Consider the following 20,221-nt stretch of genomic DNA (forward strand, 5'->3'; position numbering starts at 1 on the left):
ACCTCGCGCCTACGAAAAACACGCAATCCAACCCATGCCGCGTATGTAGGGTGGATGACGCTCTTTTCATCCACCATGACGACGTTGCGGTGGACGGGTGAAGCGTCGTCCACCCTACGAACAGCGGCGTTGTCGTGCCCTACCTCGCGCCTACGAAAAACACGCAATCCAACCCATGCCGCGTATGTAGGGTGGATGACGCTCTTTTCATCCACCATCGCGGCGTTGCGGTGGACGGGAGGTGCTCGATGACTGAGCTATCCACCCGCCGCCTGGTCACCCGCCTGCTGCTGGTGGTGGTGACGATGTTCGCCTTCGGCTTCGCCCTGGTGCCGATCTACGACGTGATGTGCCAGGCCTTCGGCATCAACGGCAAGACCGCCGGCGCCTACCAGGGCAGCCAGGCGGAGGACGCCACGCGCCAGGTGCGCGTGCAATTCCTGGCGACCAATGCCGCCGGCATGAACTGGGAATTCCGCCCCGAGGCCGACGACATCACGGTCGCCCCTGGGGCCAGCAACCAGATGCTGTTCGTCGCCGCCAACCCGACCGACAAACCCATGACCGCCCAGGCGATTCCCAGCGTCTCGCCGTCGAAGGCCGCGGCGTTTTTCCACAAGACCGAATGTTTCTGCTTCACCCAGCAGGTGCTGCAACCCGGCGAGCGCATCGAGATGCCGGTGCGCTTCATCGTCGACCGCGACCTGCCGGCCGACGTCCGCCACCTGACCCTGGCCTACACCCTGTTCGACGTCACGGCGCGCATACCGCCCCATGCGCAAGCCAAACGCTGAGGAAACCGCCATGTCCAGCCATCAGCCCTACTACGTTCCCGCCCAGAGCAAGTGGCCGATCATCGCCACCCTCGGCCTGCTGATCACGGTGTACGGCCTGGCAACCTGGTTCAACGACCTCAAGGCCGCGCGCGAAGCATCCCACGGGCCGCTGCTGTTCTTCATCGGCGGTTTGTTTATCGCCTACATGCTGTTCGGCTGGTTCGGCAACGTGATCAAGGAAAGCCACGCCGGCCTGTACAGCCCGCAGATGGATCGCTCGTTCCGCTGGGGCATGAGCTGGTTCATCTTCTCCGAGGTGATGTTCTTCGCCGCCTTCTTCGGCGCGCTGTTCTACATCCGCACCTGGGCCGGCCCCTGGCTCGGCGGCGAGGGCAGCAAGGGCGTGGCGAACATGCTCTGGCCCGGCTTCGAGTACACCTGGCCGCTGATCAACACGCCCGATCCCAAGCTGTTCCCCGGCCCGAAAGAGGTGATCAGCCCCTGGCACCTGCCGCTGATCAATACCCTGCTGCTGGTCACCTCCAGCGTCACCGTGACCCTCGCCCATCACGCGCTGAAAAAGAACCAGCGCGCCGCGCTCAAGCGCTGGCTGGGCCTGACCGTCGCCCTCGGCATCGGCTTCCTGATCCTGCAAGCCTATGAGTACCACGAGGCCTACAGCGAGCTGGGCCTGACCCTCGGTTCGGGCATCTACGGCGCGACCTTCTTCATGCTCACCGGCTTTCACGGCGCCCACGTGACCATGGGCGCGCTGATCCTGACGGTGATGCTGGTGCGCATCGTCAAGGGCCACTTCGATGCGGAAAAACACTTCGGCTTCGAAGCGGCCAGTTGGTATTGGCACTTCGTCGACGTGGTCTGGCTGGGACTGTTCATCTTCGTCTACGTGATTTGAAACGACGCATCACCACGTGACATGCGGCGTCAGTTGGCCGCTGAAAAAGCCCCAGGCGATCAGCGCCAGGGTGATGAGGGTAAGCACCACACGCAGGGTCAACGAGGTGAGCAGGCGCGAACTGCGGCTCTCGTCCCTGACCAGGAACACCAGGCCGCTGAACAGACTGATCAGCGTGGCCAGCAGCATGAGGAGGATAGCGACCTTGAGCATGCGTGACTCCCGTGGGATGGCTCTGCAGAGTGTAGCCAGCGACATCCGCCGCCCGCTGTTCCGCCCGGGCGTGCTGCCGACGCTGGTGGTGCTGGTGCTGCTGCCCGTGCTGGTCAGCCTGGGCGGCTGGCAACTGTCGCGGGCGGAAGAAAAGCGGGCGCTGGAGCAACGCCACGCCACCCGCCAGGCCGCCGCGCCCGTCCCTGTCGAAGCGTTGCAGGACGTCCGAGACCCGGCCGGCATGCGCGTGCATCTGCACGGGCGCCTCGACGCCAGCCACAGCCTGCTATTGGACAACAGCATTCGCGATGGTCAGGCCGGCGTCGAACTGTTGCAACCGTTCCATGACCAGGCCAGCGACCGCTGGGTGCTGGTCAACCGTGGCTGGCTGCCCTGGCCGGACCGGCGCACCTCGCCCGCCTTCGATACGCCCGGCGGCCTGCTGCACCTGACCGGCGAGGTCTACGTGCCACCCGGCAAGAGCCTGCAACTGCGCGCCGATGCGGCCCAGGCTGGCTGGCCGCATCTGGTCACACGGATCGACGCGCCTGCGCTCTGGCAGCAACTCGACCGCGAGGGTCTTGAGCAGGAGGTACGCCTGGAGCCCAGCCCGTTCACCTACCGCGCCGAGTGGGCGCTGATCGCCATGCCGCCGGAGCGCCATATCGGCTACGCCGTGCAGTGGTTCGCCCTGGCCACCACCCTGTTCGCCCTCTACGTCTACCTCGGTTTGCGCAACGCAAGGGAGTCCCGCCATGCACACCCTGACGCCTGAAGCCCCTGCGCGACGCGCCCTCGGGCGCCTGCAACTGCTGCTGATCCTGCTGGTCGCCATCGGCCCGATGCTGCTCGCCACGGCCATGTACAAGCTGCAATTCTGGGTGCCGGAAGGCCGCAACTACGACGGCGAGCTGATCGGCGATGGCCGTACCCTGGCCGACATCGGCGTGCAGGCCCCCGCCGATGCGCGCTGGCAGTTGCTGGTGACCGCGCCGGGGACCTGCGACGACACCTGCCGGCAACTGGTGTACACCGCGCGGCAGATCAACATCGGCCTCAATCGCGATGCCCTGCGCGCCCGCCATGGCCTGGCCAGCAGCGAAGCGTTGCCGGCCGATTACAGAGACCAGTTGCAACGCGAATACCCACAATTGGGCCGCTACGCGCTCGACCGTGCCGCCTATGAAAAAACCGCCCAGGGCACGCAACTGTGGATCGTCGACCCGCACGGCAACCTGGTGCTGCGCTACGACGCCACGGTCAAGGGCAAGGCGATCCTCGAAGATCTGCGCCTGCTGCTGAAGCTGTCGCAGATTGGCTAGGGTCTGTTGCCGTTTCGGCGCAAGCCGCGTTGTCGCGAGAAATAGCCCCCGGTTAGGCGCAGGACGCAGGCAATGGTCGTTCCCTTACCAAGTCCTGCAACGACAGCGGGGGTTATTTCTCGCACAACCCGAAGGGCCGGGCCAGTTTTTACACGATGCAGCGTTACTCGATGGCTCATTTAGCCCACTAAACTTCGCATCTCGCGCCTCGCCTCGTGTAAAAACTGGCTCCGGCGCGGTCGCGACGAAACGGCAACAGACCCTAGGAGGTGCCTGAATGAACCGTCATGCCCTGCCCGGCCACCGCCTGGCCCTGTTCGCCACCCTGCTCGCCTTGGTCGTGATCCTGCTCGGCGCCTACACGCGCCTGACCCACGCCGGCCTCGGCTGCCCCGACTGGCCGGGCTGCTATGGCTTCCTCGGCGTGCCGCAGAGCGAAGCGCAACTGGCCCACGCCGAGGCCAACTTCCCTCACGCCCCCGTCGAGGCGCACAAGGGCTGGAGCGAGATGATCCACCGCTACTTCGCCGGTTGCCTGGCCCTGGTGATCGGCGTCCTGGCGATCCAGGCGCTGCTGCGCAACGGGCGTAATGGCCAGCCGCTCTACCTGCCCCTGCTGGCCTGCGCAGCGGTGGTCGGGCAAGCCGCGTTCGGCATGTGGACGGTGACCTTGCAACTGTGGCCGCAAGTGGTCACCGCCCACCTGCTCGGCGGCTTCACCCTCCTCACGCTGCTGTTCCTGCTGACCCTGCGCCTGTCCGGTAGCAGCCTGCGTTTGCCGATAGTTGCGCCGGGCCTGCGGCCTCTCGCCGGCCTGGCCCTGCTCGTGGTGATCATGCAGATCGCCCTCGGCGGCTGGGTCAGCGCCAACTACGCGGCGGTGGCCTGCGTCGACCTGCCGACCTGCCACGGCGAATGGCTACCGCAGGCCGACTTCGCCAACGGCTTCCACCTGACCCAGCACATCGGCCCCAACTACCTCGGCGGCCAGCTCGACAGCGAAGCGCGCACGGCGATTCACCTGAGCCATCGCATCGGCGCGCTGCTGGTGAGCCTGACCCTGCTCACCCTGGCCTGGCGGTTGTTCGCCTGTGGCCAGCGGCGCCTGGCTGCGCTGCTGCTCGCAGCACTGGCGATGCAGGTCAGCCTGGGGCTCAGCAATATCGTGTTCCACCTGCCGCTGGCGGTCGCCGTGGGGCACAACGTAGGTGGGGCGCTGCTGTTGCTGGCGGTGGTGCTGGTCAACTATCGCTTGCGGGCAGGGCCTGCGCGGCATCGCGCACGGGCGCCGGTGCGCATGCCGGCAAGGGCGCGGCAGATGGCGCGGGTGTAAGGCGTTGCGCGCACGCAACGAAGGAACCGTCATGAACATCACCACACAGATCCAGACGACCGCCACCTGGCGCGACTACCTCGAACTGACCAAACCCAGGGTCGTGCTGCTGATGCTGATCACCTCGCTGGTCGGCATGTTCCTCGCCACCCGCGCCGGCGTGCCCTGGACGGTGTTGCTGTTCGGCAACCTCGGTATCGCCTTGTGTGCCGGCGCGGCGGCGACGGTCAACCATGTAGTGGACCGGCGCATCGACGCGCTGATGGCCCGCACCCACAAACGCCCGGTCAGCGCCGGCCGTGTGTCCCCCGTTGCCGCGCTGGTCTTCGCCCTGATCCTGGCCCTGCTCGGCCAGGCCCTGCTGCTGGCCTTCAGCAACCCGCTGGCCGCCTGGCTGACCCTCGCCTCGCTGCTCGGCTACGCCGTGCTGTACACCGGCTTTCTCAAACGCGCGACGCCGCAGAACATCGTCATCGGCGGCATCGCCGGGGCTGCGCCACCGTTGCTCGGCTGGGTCGCGGTGACCGGCCAACTGAGTGCCGAACCGTTGCTGCTGGTGCTGATCATCTTCGCCTGGACGCCGCCGCATTTCTGGGCCCTGGCCATCCACCGCAAGGCCGACTACGCCAAGGCCGACATCCCCATGCTGCCGGTGACCCACGGCGAGCACTACACCAAGGTGCACATCCTGCTCTACACCGTGATCCTCTTTGCGGTGACCCTGCTGCCCTTCGCCATCCACATGAGCGGCCCGCTCTACCTCGCCTGCGCCGTGGTGCTCGGCGGGCGCTTCCTGTACTGGGCCTGGGTGCTCTACCGCGACAGCCGGCCACAGGCCGCCATCGCCACCTTCACGTACAGTATCTGGTACCTGTTCCTGTTGTTCATTGCGCTGCTGGTCGATCATTACTTCGTCTGAAGGGGGTAGACTGGCGGCCGAATCGCGTGCCCAAGGCCTTCCCATGACCCGTACCCACAAGACCGTCTTCATCCTCATCGCCATCATCGCCCTGGTTCTCGGCCTGGCGGTCAACAAGGTGCTCAACAGCGGCGGCAATGGCACCGACAAGGCCGCGCTGCTCGACGCCGGCATCGTCCTCCTGCCGCAGAGCCGCACGTTGCCGGACATCGGCCTGACCAACCAGGACGCCGCGCCGGTGCAGGTGAATGCGCTCAAGGACCAGTGGAGCCTGTTGTTCTTCGGCTACACCTTCTGCCCGGATATCTGCCCGGCCACCCTGGCCCAGGTGCGCCAGTTGCGCAGCCAGCTCAAGCCCGAGGACCAGGCGCGCCTGCGCGTGGTGCTGGTCAGCGTCGACCCGAGCCGCGACACGCCGACCCAGCTCAAGCAATACCTGGGCTACTTCGACCCGAGCTTCATCGGCCTGACCGGCGAGACCGACAAGATCCAGGCCCTGGCCAGCGCGGTGAGCATCCCCTTCATCCCGGCCGATACCAGCAAGCCCGGCTACACGGTCGATCACAGCGGCAACCTGGTGGTCCTCGGCCCGGACGGCACCCAGCGTGGCTTCATTCGGGCGCCGATCAACGTCGAGAAACTGGCCAGGCAGCTACCGGGGCTGATCTCTGGCTCGTAGAACAGCGTCAAGCGTCAAGACAGGGCGCTTTTTCTGGCCGCTTGAGACTTGCAGCGGCTGGATGATTTTCCAATTGAAAAATATTCTCATCCGAAAATAAGATAGCGCCTCCTTTCCCGCCCGAGGTTCGCGCGTTGTCTGACTCGGACATCAAAGGCCTGTTCCAGAAACACGCCAAGGCGTTGCAAAACATCCTCCTGCGCAAGAGCCGCGACCCCCAGCTGGCCGCCGATCTGGTGCAAGAGAGTTTCCTGCGTCTGGCCGAACAACAGGACCGGGAACACATCGACAACTCCCCGGCCTACCTCTACCGCACCGCGCACAACCTGCTGATCGACCACGTACGCCAGCAATTGCGGCGCAAGACCGACAGCGTGCCCCACGAAGCCATGGCCGAAATCCTCGACGAGCGCCCCAGCGTCGAAGAAGAGACCGCCGTCGAACAGCACCGTCGTCGCCTGCATGCCGCCATCGCCGAACTGCCGGAGAAGACGCGGGAAATCTTCCGCCTCAACCGCCTGGAAGGCCTGACTCACGCCGAAGTGGCCCGCCAGTTGGAGATTTCCGACAGCTCGGTGCAGAAGCATCTGGCCAAGGCCCTGGCCCATGTGATGCAGCGCCTGCAGGAACCACGATGACAGACGGCTTACTGAGTTCGGGGCCGTCAGACGTCAGTATCGACATAACCAAGAACCGAGAGACGACCGTGACCCACCCCGACCCGCGAGAGCAAGCGATTCGCGAGGAGGCCGCCGACTGGGCGGTGCGCCTTGCCGCGGACGACATCAACCCGGAACTCGCCCTCGCCCTGCAGGAGTGGTGCGCACGCGACCCACGGCACACGGCCGCGCTGGACTTCGCCCAGGCCACCTGGGCCGAGCTCGGTCAGCTCGGCCCACTCACGCCGCCGCTGCCGCTCGCCCCGGCGCAGCCAGCGGCACGCCCGCAGCGCGGCCGCCGCCGACCACTCTGGCAGCGTGCAAGCAGGGTGGCCGCTGTGGCGGCGTTCGCCTGGCTGGGCATCACCTTCGCGCCCAACCTGCTGATCGAGCTGAGCGCCGACTACGTCACCCGTACCGAGGTGCGCACTATCCAGTTGCCCGATGGCAGCAGCGTCGAGCTGGACAGCGGCAGCGCCATCGACCTGGCCTACGACGACCGGCAGCGGCGCATCCGCCTGCTGCGCGGCGATGCGGTATTTCGCGTGGCGCCGATGGGCGCCGGCGAATCGCGGCCGTTCATCGTCGAAAGCGCTGGCGGCACCACCCGCGCCCTCGGCACCCGCTTCGTGGTCAGCGAAGCCGACGACGGCGCCTGGGTCGGCGTGCTCGAACACAGCGTCGAACTGGCCCTGCTCGAACCGCCGCACAGCGGTCTCGCCCGCGACGTGCTGCAAGAAGGCGAGAGTGCACGCTACGGCTCCGCAAACGGCATCACCCGCCTCGAACCGCGCGACCTGAACCGGGCGACCAGTTGGCAGCGCGGCCTGCTGATCTTCGACCAGGTGCCACTCGCCACGGTGGTCGACACGCTCAACCGCTACCGCAGCGGCCATATCCTGATCAGCAACCGGCAACTGGCCGAGCGCAAGGTCAGCGGTGTGTTCCGCCTCGACTCACTCGATAGCGCCGTACCGCGCCTGAGCGCCGAACTGCGTGCCCGGCACAAGGAGCTGGCGAGTCTTAGTCTGATCTACTGAAAGCGTCGCCAGCCCAGACCGTGTGAAAACTACTGCGCTCGGCCATGCGGCGTTAAAAAACAGCTGGAATGCCAGCCCAGTCAAAATGCTCATTTACAGCTCGTAAACTGCGCTTTTTCGCTGTTTTTTGCCTTGCCTGACCTTCGCTCGCTACGTTTTCACACGGTCTGAGCCGGGGATGTTGCGAGCCCCGGAAAAATAATTCGCCAATCCCTTACTGAGTTTTCCGCGCTGCATCGTCACTTTTGTCGATAGTGATTTTCATTACCACTAAAAGCGAAAGAGCAGAGTCGATGAGCAACAAGGGAATACGTCATCAAGTCGCCAGGGCCATACCGGCCTGCCGCTCGGTCGGCCTGGCGAGCAGCCTGGTGATCGGCGCGATACTCACCTACAGCGCCACCACTCAGGCCGAACAGGCCACCAGCCCGGCCGTGGCCGCCAGCAGCGAAAGCCAGCAGGTCGAATTCAACATCCCGGCCCAGCCCCTGGGCAGTGCCGTGATCGCCTTCGCCGAACAGGCGGGCATCGAGGTGTTTTTCGACAGTGGCAAGCTGGCTGGGCTGCAGAGTCACGCCGTCAAGGGGCGCTACTCTCCGCGCCAGGCCCTCGACCTGCTGCTCGGCGATTTGCCCGTGAGCTACGGCTTCGCCGGTAACAAACGCGTGAACCTGGAGCGCCTGGCCAGCGGCACCGAGGCTGTCGAGATCGACACGACCCACATCGAGGCCATCCGCGACAAGAGCAACGACTGGATCTACCGCACGCCCCAGGCCGTCAGCGTGATCACCCGCGAGCAACTGGACCGCAACCCACCACGCCATGCCGCCGACATGCTGGTCGAGACACCCGGTGTGTACAGCGCGGTCAGCGCCCAGGACCCCGGCCTGTCGGTGAACATCCGCGGCATGCAGGACTTCGGCCGGGTCAACACGATGATCGATGGCATGCGCCAGAACTTCAACGAGAATGGCCACCAGCAGCGCAATGGCCAGCTCTATGTCGACCCGGAGTTGATCAGCGAAGTCGTCATCGAAAAGGGCCCGAGCTCGGGTGTGCACGGGGCGGGCGCGATAGCCGGCAGCGCCAACTTCGGCACCCTGGGCTATGACGACATCATCCTGCCCGGCAATGACCTCGGCGTGCGCCTGCGCGGCATGACCGGCGTCGGCGGCTACGACAACGGCGTCAAGTTCATCGGCAGCGCAGCGCTGGCCGGACGCCTGGGCGAGGCGCTGGAAGTGCTGGTCGCCAAGAGCCAGCGCAACTTCGGCGACTACGAGCCAGGCCGGCGCAAGGAGAACTTCGACTTCCTGCTCAGCGGCGTGCAGGACGGCGCGAACAACGCGGTGGCGGAACAGGTGGTCGACCGGGTCAAGTTCTCCGACCAGAAGCAGGACTCCGACCTGTTCAAGCTGCGCCTGCACCTCACGCCCGAGCAATCGCTGCAGTTCACCTACATCGGCACCGAGATCAGCTACAACAACGTCTCCGACCGCCGCGTGATCAACCAGTCGACCGCCCAGGCGCTGGATGGCGACGAGGCCTGGATCAAGTACGGCGACGCCCTGGCCGAGTCGAAGTCCTATGGCATCGACTACAGCTTCAACCCCGACTCGGACCTGATCGACCTCAAGGCCAAGCTCTACTACGTCGACACCAGCAACCAGCGGGAAACCGCAGCGGGCCGCCCCGAGTACCGAGGCACCACCAACTGGACCGAGCTGGCCTGGATGATCGGTGTGTGCAACCAGAATCCGATACAGGATGACTACGTCACGGCGTGTGAGCGTGGTTATGGCAACGAAACCGACACCTCGATCAAGACCTACGGCTTCACCCTGGAAAACACCGCGCGTTTCGCCGTGGCAGGCGTCGAGGGATTCTCCTTCAACCATGGCCTGGAGTACTTCCAGGACAAGGGCAGCTCGACGACCACCAAGGTACGCGAGGGCGCGGACATCAGCGGGACGGCGGACAACTCGCTGAACCCCAACGGCAAGCGCAGCATCGCCAGCGCCTTCGGCAACCTGAAGTGGGAAAACGAGACCTACACCATTGCCGGTGGCCTGCGTTACGACCACTACCAGCTCAAGGGCAAGACGCGCTTGCCAGTCACCGAATGGACGTACGTCGATCGCTATAGCCGAGCCCAGGCGGTACTCGCCAACAACCTCAGAAATTATCGCCTATGGTGCTCCCAGGCGACGCGACCGGGCTACCAGACCTATTGCGCGAACATCATCCCGTACGAAGGTTATGTGAACGACCCCACGACCTTCGGCAATTACCTGACCGATTCCCGCTTCCGGCCGCAATGGATGTCGGTCAACAGCATGGACGATTACAACGTCGACAAGCAGGAGCACAAAGTCCTGCCAAGCCTGTCGCTGGCCTACCGCCCAACGGACTGGCTGGAATTGTTCAGCAACTGGGGCAAGTCCTGGCGTCCGCCAGCGCTTACCGAAAGCCTGATGCAGGGCAACCATCCCAGCGATCCGTTCGCCACGATGCTGCCCAACCCGTTCCTGGAAACGGAAACCTCGCGTAGCTGGGATATAGGCTTCAACCTGGCGTTCCAGGATGTCATCAGCAACGGCGACAAACTGAACACCAAGGTCGCTTATTACGACACCCGGGTCGACAACTACATGGTGACGTCCATCGTCAACATCATGCCCGGTTATGTTGCCGGCCTCGGCAACACCATGTTCGTCAACAACCTGCTGGACACCAAGTTCCGCGGGCTGGAATTCGAGCTGGATTATGACGCGGGGCGCTGGTACAGCGGCGTCAACTACACCCACGTCATCGGCGGCAACAACGACTTCTGCCAGAAGACCTACCCGTTGGGCAGCGGCTACAAGCGTGGCGACATGCCTGACGAAAACGGTGTCTACCCGGCCGAGCATCAGGCGGCCATCGCCGCTGGCTACGCCTCATACGAGGCTTATCTGGACAACCAGCAGCTCTGCGGCGACATGGCCGTGTTCGGCATGAACAGCGCGCGCAACGTGCCGATGGATCGCGGCAGTTGGGTGTTCGGTACACGCTGGTTCAACCAGGCCCTCGAAGTGGGCACCCGCCTGAACTACAGCGCAGCCGGTGGCCCGGACGAATACGAGTACGACGTATGGCCCAGCTACATCACCTGGGACCTGTTCGCCAGCTTGCGCATCAACCAGAACGTGATGCTGCGCGCCACGGTGGAGAACCTGCGCGACCGCAGCTACGTCAGCGGTTATTCCGACATTTTTTCCAAGTCCTACGGCACCGGCAGGACCGTGATGGCCGGGCTGGAAGTGAATTTCTGATGCCTGGATTCCAGGCCGGAAAAGGGGGCGCCTTGAGCGCGCCGAAGTAATGGGTACGCATGGTGGCGTACCGGACTATTCAAACCTCTAGTTTATGGAGAAATACATGAGCATTACCTACACCTTCAACTCCACCGAATACTCCGATGACTTCATTGGCCAGAGCCTGCGGACACTGCTGCTGGACTTCGAAACCAATGGTGCCGCAGGCGAGCATGACGACAACAACCCAGGCGGCATCAACACCGGTGGTTTCTACAACAACGGCGTAGCCTCCGGCCTGTCCGGCGACACCTATTCGCAGGCCAACGGCGAAGGCTTTGCCTTCTCCGCCTACGGCAGCCTGTCGTACAACTTCAGCGCCCACTCGCTGACCGGCACCGTGGAGTCGATCTCCCTCGGCTCCTACCTGAACACCGACGGCACCGTGGGCGATCCGTTCATCACCTTCAACTTCGACGACCTGACCTCCGGTAGCGAAACCGGCCGCGACAACGCGGTGCACGACGTGATCTGGGGACTGATGAACGGTTCCGTCCAGGGCGCCGAAGACAGTGCTGGCACGGTGAACGACGGTGGCCTGCTGGCGCTGCTCGACGCCGCGGGCATCAGCAGCGACATCCTCACCAGCGGCTCGTCCTCGTTCACCGAGTCCGAACTGCTGCTCGCCGCCTGATCTTCAGGCAATAAAAAAGCGAACGGAGTGTGCCATCCCGTTCGCCTTTGCTGACGCCGTCGCCACCCGAGTTGTCAAGGCCAGGGTGGTGGCGGCAGCGAATTCTGGGCAGCGCCCGCCCTGGCGTCAATCACGCGGGCGCCGCCTATCGTCGAGGAACCGCCATGGCCGCGCCATCCCCCGTCAACGAGATCCTGCAGGCACTCAAGTCGTGTCGCGCCGGCCTGGTCAACGTCGGCCTGTTCTCCGCCGTGATCAACCTGCTGATGCTGGTGCCGGCCCTGTACATGCTGCAGGTCTACGACCGCGTGCTGGCCTCCGGCAACGCCATGACCCTGCTGATGCTGACCCTGATCGTCATCGGCCTGTTCGTCTTCGCCGCCGTGCTGGAATGGGTGCGCAGCCAACTGGTGATCCGCCTCGGCATGCAGTTGGACATGCGCCTGAACGCACGCGTGTTCGAGGCGACCTTCGACGCCAATCTGCGCAATGGCCGGCAGCCATCGGCCCAGGCCCTCAGCGACCTGGCCAGCCTGCGCCAGTTCGCCACCGGCAACGCGCTGTTCGCCTTCTTCGACGCACCGTGGTTCCCGGTCTACCTGGGGGTCATCAGCCTGTTCAGCCCCTGGCTCGGCCTGCTCGCCCTCGGCGGCGCCGTGACCCTGGTGTTCCTCACCTGGCTCAACCAGCGCCTGACCCGCGCGCCGCTGGCCGAGGCTGGCAACCTGTCGCTCAACGCCAACCAGCAGGCGGCCGCCAACCTGCGCCAGGCCGAGGCGATCGAGTCGATGGGCATGCTCGGCGCCCTGCGCCAGCGCTGGTTCGCCCAGCATTCAGCGTTCCTCGCCCGGCAGAACCACGCCAGCGAGCAGACCGCCTGGGTCAGCGCCACCTCGAAATACCTGCGCCTGGCCCTGCAATCGCTGGTGCTGGGCCTGGGCGCCTGGCTGGCCCTGGACCACCTGATCACCCCCGGCATGATGATCGCCGGCTCGATCCTCATGGGGCGCGTACTGGCGCCCATCGATCAGGTGCTTGGCGTGTGGCGCCAATGGAGCCAGACCCGCCTGGCCTACGAGCGCCTGGTCGCCTTGCTGCAGGCGCAACCCGCGCGCAGCAACGGCATGCCATTGCCAGCCCCCACCGGCGCGCTGCAGGTCGAACAATTGAGTGCCTTCGCGCCGGGTGGCCGCAGCCCCTGCCTGGTCAATGTCGGCTTCAGCCTGGAACGCGGCGAAGTGCTCGGCATCATCGGCCCGTCCGGTTCCGGCAAGTCCTCGCTGGCGCGCCTGCTGGTCGGCGTCGGCGCGCCACAGACCGGCAAGGTGCGCCTCGATGGCGCCGACCTGCAGCAACTGGATCGCCAGGCCCTTGGCCCGCACATCGGCTACCTGCCCCAGGACGTGCAACTGTTCGCCGGCAGCATCGCCGAGAACATCGCCCGCTTCAGCGAGATTGACCCGCAGCGCGTGATCGAAGCCGCGCAAATGGCCGGCGTGCACGAGCTGATCCTGCGCCTGCCCGACGGCTACGACACCCTGCTCGGCGAGAACGGCAGCGGCCTGTCCGGTGGCCAGAAGCAACGCATCGGCCTGGCTCGTGCGCTGTACCGGTTGCCAGCGCTGATCGTGCTCGACGAGCCCAACGCCAACCTCGACGAGGCGGGCGAGCAGGCGCTCCTGGCGGCCATCGCCGAGGCCAAGCGCCAGGGGCGCACGCTGGTGCTGATCGCCCATAAACCCGCATTGCTGGCCGGCACGGATAAATTGCTGGTGCTGCGCGCCGGGCAGATGCAGGCCTTCGGCCCGGCCCAGCGCGTGTTGCAGGAGTTGCAGCACGGTATGGCCAAGCCTGCCTCGCCGACGCCCGTAGCCGCTGCACCGTTGCGCGCGGCACCGAGCTTCAGCATGAGCTATGGCAGCGGCATGCGTGGCAAGGAACAGGAGGCCGCATCGTGAATCCACAGACTGTCCAGCCGATGGCCGAGGTGCTGCCCATCGACGAGCGCCGCTATTCGAGGATGGGCTGGTGGCTGCTGCTCCTGGGCTTCGGTGGCTTCATCGCCTGGGCCGCGCTGGCGCCCCTGGACAAGGGCGTCGCGGTCAGCGGCAACGTAGTCGTCGCCGGCAATCGCCAGGCCGTGCAGCATCCCGGCGGCGGTGTGCTGGAACGCTTGCTGGTGCGCGATGGCGATGCAGTGCAGGCGGGTCAACTGTTGGTCCAGGTCGACGCCACTCAAGCCGCCGCCCAGCGTGAGTCGCTGTTCGTCCAACGCATCGATGCCCTGGCCCGTTCGGCACGGCTGGAGGCCGAGCGCGATGATCTCGCCACCCTCACGCCGCCGCGCGAGCTGGCGGGCGACGACGATCCACGCATCGCCACCAGCCTGGCCTTGCAACAGCAGTTGCTGGACAACCGCCGCGCGGCATTGCGCATGGAACTGGCCAGCATGGACGAAAGCATTGCCGGCAACCGCGCCCTGCTCGACGGCCTGCGCGCGGCCAAGGCGAGCAAGGAGGCGCAGCGCGCCAGCATGCAGGAACAACTGAGCGGCATGCGCGAGCTGGCGCGCGAAGGCTACGTGGCGCGCAATCGTCTGCTGGAAAGCGAACGCCTGTACGCCCAGCTCAACGGCGACATCTCCTCGGACATCGGCAACATCGGCCGCACCGAGCGCCAGGTGCTGGAACTGCGCCTGCGCCTGGGCCAGCGCCACGAGGAATACCAACGCGATGTGCGCCAGCAATTGGCCGAGGCGCGCCTGCAAGCCGACGACCTCGGCAGCCGCCTGCGCAGCGCCGAATTCGAACTGGCCCATACCCAGTTGCGCGCGCCGGTGGATGGCGTGGTGGTCGGTCTCGACGTGTTCACCGAAGGCGGCGTGATCGCCCCCGGCCAGACCCTCATGGAAATCGTGCCCCGGGACGCGCCGCTGCTGGTCGATGCCAAGGTGCCGGTGGAACTGGTCGACAAGCTGCATCCCGGCCTGGACGTGGAGCTGCTGTTCTCGGCCTTCAACCAGAGCAAGACCCCCCGGGTCGATGGCAAGGTCACGCTGGTCTCCGCCGACCGCCTGCTCGACGAGAAGACCGACCAGCCCTACTACAAGCTGCGGGTGCAGGTGGACGAGGAAGGCTTGCGCCAGTTGCAAGGCCAGGTGATTCGTCCCGGCATGCCGGTCGAAGCCTTCGTGCGCACCGGCGAACGCTCGCTGCTCAACTACCTGTTCAAGCCACTCGCCGACCGCACCCACATGGCCCTGGTGGAAGAATGATGCGGCCGCTCGTCTCGCTGTGTTGTGGCACCCTGCTGCTGGGCATGGCCGCCCAAGCCTCGGCACTGGGGGTGATGGACGCCTACGCCCTGGCCCTGCGCAACGACCCGACCTTCCAGGCGGCGACCAAGGAACACGAAGCCGGCCGCGAGAACCTCGCCATCGGCCGCGCCGGCCTGCTGCCGTCGTTGTCGTACAGCTACCGCAAGGCGCAGAACGACTCCAAGGTCAGCTCCGGCAGCACCTCGGTCGAACGTGACTACGACAGCTATTCCTCCGGCCTGACCTTGCAGCAGCCGCTGTTCGACTACGCCGCCTGGGCCGAGTACCAGCAGGGCGTGGCCAAGGCCGCGCTGGCCGACGAGCGCTTGCGCGGGCGCAGCCAGGAGCTGGCGGTGCGCCTGTTCGAGGCCTACAGCCAGGCGCTGCTGGCCGGCGAGCAGATCGAACTGGCGCGCGCCCAGCGCCGTGCCTATAGCGAGCAACTGGAACTCAACCGGCACAGCTTCAAGGCCGGCGAAGGCACCCGCACCGACCTGCTGGAAACCCAGGCCCGCCGCGACCTGGCCCTGGCCCAGGAGATCGAAGCCCAGGACGAGCTGGACGCTGCTTTGCGCGAATTACAGGCGATCACCGGCGAGCCCGTCGACCTGCCGCAACTGGCACCGCTGGCCAATGGCTTCCAGGTCGTGCCACTCGCGCCGACACGCTTCGAGGCCTGGCGCGACCTGGCCATGGCGCACAACGCCGACCTCGCCAGCCAGCGCCACGGCCTGGAAGTGGCCGAGCAGGAAATCGAACGCCAACGCGCCGGCCACCTGCCGACCCTCGGCCTGTACGCGACCACGCGCAAGACCGAATCGGACTCGGAAAGCACCTACAACCAGAAGTACGACACCGACAGCATCGGCATCCAGTTCAGCCTGCCGCTGTTCGCCGGCGGCCGCACCTCGGCGGCGCGGCGCCAGGCCTCGGCCTCCTACGAGCAAGCGCAGTTCGAGCTGGACGCCCAGCGCAACGGCGTGCTCAACGAGCTGCGTCGCCAGTTCAACCTGTGCGCCAGCAGCCAGGCCAAGGTGCGCGCCTATGAACTGGCGGTGAACTCGGCCAGCGCCCTGATCGAAGCCACGCGCAAGAGCGTCAGCGGTGGCGAGCGGGTCAACCTCGACGTGCTCAACGCCGAACAGCAATACCACGGCGCCCGCCGCGACCTGGCCGAAGCCCGCCACGCCTACCTGCGCGCCTGGCTCGATCTGCACTACCTGGCCGGGACGCTGAACGACGCGGACCTGCAGCGCCTGAGTGGCTATTTCCCAGAGCCTAGCGGGCAGCTTTGAGGCAGGAGCGGACGTTCCACGAACACCCTGTCCACACTCAATCGTCATTCCCGCGAAGGCGGGAATCCAGAAGACTCGACGCATTTGGATTCTCGCCTGCGCGGGAATGACGGTTAAAACACACCGCGTATGACTGGTCATCGCACGAACGTCCGCTCCTACCTCGTTTCAGCCACTCAGTTCGTAGGGTGGACAGCGCGAAGCGAGTCCACTGCTCTGCGCCGCCAATGGTGGACAAAAGGAGCGTTGTCCACCCTACGGGCTCAGACAGATTTGAGGCAGTTGCAGACGGTCAAGATCATTTGCCGTCATTCCCGCGCAGGCGGGAATCCAGAAGCGCTTTTCTGGACTCCCGCCTTCGCGGGAGTGACGGCTAAACACACCGAGTAATGATGGCCGCTCCTGCCGCGTGTCAGCCACTCAGACTGAACGAAGGATGCCCTGGAAAACCATTTACCGGCGCACTCAGGAAAGCGGAGGCCAGGTGCTCATACGCTTCTGGAGCGGCTTGCAATCTGTCACTGTTCTTGGAGATTTTTTACCAACTCCGCATCGCTGGTTCGTCATTTAACTGGAAGATCGCCAAGCATCGCTCGCCAGCCCTGAACAGAGAAAATGCCCATGACTGCGCAACCCAACCGACTCAGCGCCCCGCTGCGCTCCCAACGCCTCAACCAGCTGACCCACGAGCCCCACGCGCGCCTCGATGCCCTGGTGAAAAGCTACGACCCGTTCGCCAGCGCGGAGCGGTTCGCCCGTTTCGTCGCCGCCCAGTACCTGTTCCAGTACGACCTGGAAACGCGCTATCGCGAGCCGGCGCTGATCGAATTGGTCGACGACCTGCCGGCGCGTTGCCGGGTCGAGCAGGCGCGCCTGGACCTGATCGATCTTGGCCATGCGATTCCCGAGGGCGATGAAACGATCCGCGAGCAGCAACTGGGAACCGGCGCCGCACTGGCCTGGCTGTTCGTCTCCGAAGGCTCGAAGCTGGGCGCGGCCTTTCTGCTCAAGCGCATGCCGGCCCTGGGCCTGAGCGAAACCTTCGGCGCGCGCCACCTGGGCGAGCCGCAAGGCGGACGCGCCCAGGGCTGGAAACGCTTCGTCGCCGCCCTCGACGGCGTCAGCCTCGATGCCGAGCAGGAGCGTGAGGCCGATGCCGCCGCCATCGCTGCCTTCGAGCGCTTTGCCGTGCATCTGGAACGCTGCTTTGCCTGACACCGGGCGTCTGCGCTGGCTCTGGCTGTTACTGGCCTACCTGAGCATCGGCATGGCGGCGCTCGGCGTGGTAGTGCCTGGCCTGCCGACCACCGAGTTCGTGCTGCTGGCGGCCTGGGCCGCCTCGCGCAGTTCACCACGCCTGTCCGCCTGGCTGGAAAACCATCGCCTGTTCGGCCAACTGCTGCGCGACTGGCGCAACGGCGGGCTGATCGCGCGTCGCACCAAGTGGGTCTCGGCGCTGGGCATGAGCGCCGCGCTGGGCATCATGCTGCTCACCGTCGACCACCTGCCCTCGATCCTGTTCGCCGCCATTGGCATGGGCATCGGCGCGGCCTGGATCTGGTCGCGCCCGGAACGGCCGAAAGGCTGAAAGCCTGAAGGCCTCACTCCCCCGTCTTGATCTTGGTCCAGGCGCGGGTGCGCATGCGCTCGGCCTTCTGCGACAGCGGCTGCACCACGTAGAGTTTCTTCTGCGCCTCGGCGGTCGGGGTCAGGTCGGGGTCGTCACTGATCTCCTTGCTGACCATTGGCATCGAATCCTTGTTCGGGTTCGGGTAGCCGAGGAAGTCACTGATCGGGGCGATGACCTTCGGCTCCAGCAGGTTGTTGAGGAACTCATGGGCCTCGGCGACGTTGCTCGCACTCTTGGGAATGGCGAAGGTGTCGAACCAGATCGGCGCGCCCTCTTTCGGCAGTTTCCATTTCACCACCACGCCATTACCCGCTTCCTTGGCGCGGTTGGCGAACTGGTAGAAGCTGCCGGAGTAGCCGATGGCCACGCAGATGTCGCCGTTGGCGATATCGGTCATGTACTTGGCCGAATGGAAGTAGGCCACGTACGGGCGAATCTTCAGCATCAGCTCGGTGGCTTTCTCGTAGTCCTTGGCCTCGGTGCTGTTCGGATCGAGGCCGAGGTAATGCAGGGCCAGCGGCAAGATTTCCGAAGGCGAGTCGAGCATCGCCACGCCGCACGACTTGAGCTTGGCCATGTTCTGCGGATTGAACACCAGCTCCCAGCTGTCCACCGGTGCGTCGGCGCCGAGGGCGGCCTTGACCTTGTCCGGGTTGTAGCCGATCAGCACGGTGCCATACAGGTAGGGCACGCCGTACTGGTTGCCGGGGTCGTTGGCTTCGAGCAGCTTGAGCAGCGCGGGGTCGAGGTGCTGCCAGTTGGGCAGCTTGGACTTGTCCAGTTTCTGGAACACACCGGCCTTGATCTGGGTTTGCAGGAACTGGTTCGACGGCACCACCAGGTCGTAGCCCGAGTTGCCGGTCAGCAGTTTGGCTTCCAGCGACTCGTTGGTCTCGAAGGTGTCCCAGGTCAGCTTGATGCCGGTGTTCCTGGCGAAATCCTTGGGTACGGAAGGGAGGATGTAATCCGCCCAGTTGTAGACCCGCAACTGGCGCTCGGCGGCATGCGCCACACCAGCGAGCAGGGCGGCGCCGCATAGCGCAGAAACGATCAGGCGTTGCGTCTTGTTCATAGCTTGCTCCTAATGAGTGGCGGGCTCAGCGCCCTTCGAAACCTTCCAGTACGTTCACCGCGTTGATGCCGATTTCCGCCACCGCGTAGCCGCCCTCCATGACGAACAACGTGGGTTTGCCGAGGCGCGCGATACGCTGGCCCATCAGCAGGTAGTCCGCGCTTTCCAGCTTGAACTGGGAAATCGGGTCCGCCTTGAAGGTGTCCACGCCGAGGGACACCAGCACAACGTCGGCGTCGTAGCCGGCGATGCGCTCGCAGGCCGTGTCCAACGCCGCGCCCCACACCGACCAGGGGCTACCGGCGGGCAATGGCAGATTGAGGTTGAAGCCTTCGCCCGCGCCCGCGCCGGTCTCGTCGGCATGGCCGAGGAAGAACGGGAATTCGAAGCTCGGGTCGCCATGGATCGAGGCGAACAGCACGTCGCTGCGGTCGTAGAAAATCGCCTGGGTGCCGTTGCCATGGTGGTAGTCGACATCCAGGATCGCCACCCGCTTGGCACCCTGGTCGAGAAACGCCTGGGCGGCGATGGCGGCGTTGTTCAGGTAGCAGTAGCCGCCCATCACGTCGGCCGCCGCGTGGTGGCCCGGCGGACGGCACAGGGCGAAGGCCACGCGCTCGCCGCCCGCAACCAGGCGCTGGGCCGTCAGGGCGACCTGGGCCGAACTGTAGGCAGCCTGCCAGGTGCCCGCGGTGATCGGCGCGCCGGCGTCGAAGCTGTAGTAGCCAAGCTGGCCGTGCAGGGTGGTCGGCAAGGTGCTGCGCAGGGTGCGTGCCGGCCAGGTATAGGGCAGCAGGTCGGCCGTGTGGCCCTCGGCGGCCCAGCGCGACCAGGCGCTGGCGAAGAAATCCAGGTAGGCCTTGCTGTGTACCCGTTCGATGGGCGCACGGCCGAAATCCTCGGGCTCGCGGACCTCGCCCAGGTGGCGATCCTTGACCCGCTGCAACACATGATCGGCTCGCGACGGCATTTCGAAGCAGGGCTTGAGTTCGCCGTCGATGAGTTCGCAACGGCCATGGTGCAGGCGATGGTCGTCACTGTAGATGGTCAGCATTTTCTCG

19 protein-coding genes are annotated in these 20,221 nt (G+C 65.4%); 16 read left to right on the forward strand and 3 right to left on the reverse strand.

What is annotated here, in order from left to right; all coding sequences use genetic code 11:
• Positions 1–248 precede the first annotated feature (248 nt).
• Together ACSZPK_RS01505 and ACSZPK_RS01510 are read left to right on the forward strand one after the other, a co-directional pair.
• The gene (locus ACSZPK_RS01505; protein WP_437879633.1) at positions 249–794 is read left to right on the forward strand and encodes a cytochrome c oxidase assembly protein; all 546 of its coding nucleotides are present in this window, start codon (positions 249–251) and stop codon (positions 792–794) included.
• Between the two features lie 10 nt (positions 795–804).
• On the forward strand, positions 805–1,692 hold the full coding sequence (locus ACSZPK_RS01510) for a cytochrome c oxidase subunit 3 (protein WP_437879634.1): 888 nt from the start codon (positions 805–807) through the stop codon (positions 1,690–1,692).
• Between the two features lie 9 nt (positions 1,693–1,701).
• Here the strand turns inward: ACSZPK_RS01510 and ACSZPK_RS01515 are convergent, their stop codons facing one another.
• Positions 1,702–1,905, reverse strand: a complete 204-nt coding sequence (locus tag ACSZPK_RS01515; RefSeq protein ID WP_437879635.1) for a twin transmembrane helix small protein — start codon at positions 1,903–1,905, stop codon at positions 1,702–1,704.
• On the opposite strand from ACSZPK_RS01515, the gene ACSZPK_RS01520 reads away from it, so the two are divergent.
• The 14 genes from ACSZPK_RS01520 (at position 1,904) to ACSZPK_RS01585 (ending at position 18,046) form a co-directional block, all read left to right on the forward strand.
• On the forward strand, positions 1,904–2,680 hold the full coding sequence (locus ACSZPK_RS01520; protein WP_437879636.1) for an SURF1 family protein: 777 nt from the start codon (positions 1,904–1,906) through the stop codon (positions 2,678–2,680). The two genes, ACSZPK_RS01515 and ACSZPK_RS01520, sit on opposite strands and share 2 nt — an antisense overlap.
• Positions 2,661–3,227, forward strand: coding sequence for a hypothetical protein (locus tag ACSZPK_RS01525; protein ID WP_437879637.1), 567 nt, complete (start codon positions 2,661–2,663; stop codon positions 3,225–3,227). Before ACSZPK_RS01520 ends, ACSZPK_RS01525 begins: the two co-directional genes overlap by 20 nt.
• A gap of 277 nt (positions 3,228–3,504) precedes the next feature.
• Positions 3,505–4,560, forward strand: a complete 1,056-nt coding sequence (locus ACSZPK_RS01530; RefSeq protein WP_437879638.1) for a COX15/CtaA family protein — start codon at positions 3,505–3,507, stop codon at positions 4,558–4,560.
• A gap of 31 nt (positions 4,561–4,591) precedes the next feature.
• Complete coding sequence (gene cyoE, locus ACSZPK_RS01535) at positions 4,592–5,479, forward strand: heme o synthase (protein ID WP_437879639.1); 888 nt, start codon at positions 4,592–4,594, stop codon at positions 5,477–5,479.
• Positions 5,480–5,522: 43 nt separating this feature from the next.
• Positions 5,523–6,158, forward strand: a complete 636-nt coding sequence (locus ACSZPK_RS01540) for an SCO family protein (protein WP_437879640.1) — start codon at positions 5,523–5,525, stop codon at positions 6,156–6,158.
• Positions 6,159–6,292: 134 nt separating this feature from the next.
• Complete coding sequence (locus ACSZPK_RS01545; protein ID WP_437879641.1) at positions 6,293–6,796, forward strand: RNA polymerase sigma factor; 504 nt, start codon at positions 6,293–6,295, stop codon at positions 6,794–6,796.
• A 68-nt stretch (positions 6,797–6,864) separates the two neighbouring features.
• The gene (locus tag ACSZPK_RS01550; RefSeq protein ID WP_437879642.1) at positions 6,865–7,857 is read left to right on the forward strand and encodes a FecR family protein; all 993 of its coding nucleotides are present in this window, start codon (positions 6,865–6,867) and stop codon (positions 7,855–7,857) included.
• 293 nt (positions 7,858–8,150) lie between these two features.
• The gene (locus tag ACSZPK_RS01555; protein WP_437879643.1) at positions 8,151–11,171 is read left to right on the forward strand and encodes a TonB-dependent hemoglobin/transferrin/lactoferrin family receptor; all 3,021 of its coding nucleotides are present in this window, start codon (positions 8,151–8,153) and stop codon (positions 11,169–11,171) included.
• 106 nt (positions 11,172–11,277) lie between these two features.
• Entirely contained in the window at positions 11,278–11,847 is a 570-nt protein-coding gene (locus ACSZPK_RS01560) for a heme acquisition protein HasA (protein WP_437879644.1), read from the forward strand.
• A 164-nt stretch (positions 11,848–12,011) separates the two neighbouring features.
• Positions 12,012–13,805 carry a type I secretion system permease/ATPase gene (locus ACSZPK_RS01565; RefSeq protein ID WP_437879645.1) on the forward strand — a complete coding sequence of 598 codons (1,794 nt, stop codon included), beginning with the start codon at positions 12,012–12,014 and terminating at the stop codon, positions 13,803–13,805.
• A 20-nt stretch (positions 13,806–13,825) separates the two neighbouring features.
• Positions 13,826–15,121 (forward strand): HlyD family type I secretion periplasmic adaptor subunit, encoded by a 1,296-nt coding sequence (locus ACSZPK_RS01570; protein ID WP_437880257.1) that lies wholly within the window; start codon positions 13,826–13,828, stop codon positions 15,119–15,121.
• A complete protein-coding gene (locus tag ACSZPK_RS01575; protein WP_437879646.1) occupies positions 15,118–16,458 on the forward strand; it encodes a TolC family outer membrane protein in 1,341 nt (446 codons plus the stop codon). The genes ACSZPK_RS01570 and ACSZPK_RS01575 overlap by 4 nt, the downstream gene beginning before the upstream one ends.
• Positions 16,459–17,079: 621 nt before the next feature.
• Positions 17,080–17,673, forward strand: a complete 594-nt coding sequence (locus tag ACSZPK_RS01580; RefSeq protein WP_437879647.1) for a biliverdin-producing heme oxygenase — start codon at positions 17,080–17,082, stop codon at positions 17,671–17,673.
• On the forward strand, positions 17,666–18,046 hold the full coding sequence (locus ACSZPK_RS01585; RefSeq protein ID WP_437879648.1) for a YbaN family protein: 381 nt from the start codon (positions 17,666–17,668) through the stop codon (positions 18,044–18,046). The genes ACSZPK_RS01580 and ACSZPK_RS01585 overlap by 8 nt, the downstream gene beginning before the upstream one ends.
• 13 nt (positions 18,047–18,059) lie before the next feature.
• Here ACSZPK_RS01585 and ACSZPK_RS01590 read toward each other — a convergent pair whose 3' ends face one another.
• On the reverse strand, positions 18,060–19,160 hold the full coding sequence (locus ACSZPK_RS01590; protein ID WP_437879649.1) for a polyamine ABC transporter substrate-binding protein: 1,101 nt from the start codon (positions 19,158–19,160) through the stop codon (positions 18,060–18,062).
• A gap of 25 nt (positions 19,161–19,185) precedes the next feature.
• Positions 19,186–20,214 carry a histone deacetylase family protein gene (locus ACSZPK_RS01595; RefSeq protein ID WP_437879650.1) on the reverse strand — a complete coding sequence of 343 codons (1,029 nt, stop codon included), beginning with the start codon at positions 20,212–20,214 and terminating at the stop codon, positions 19,186–19,188.
• Positions 20,215–20,221: the final 7 nt, after the last annotated feature.

The organism is Pseudomonas sp. LRF_L74 (genome assembly GCF_965644255.1).
Lineage (GTDB): Bacteria > Pseudomonadota > Gammaproteobacteria > Pseudomonadales > Pseudomonadaceae > Aquipseudomonas.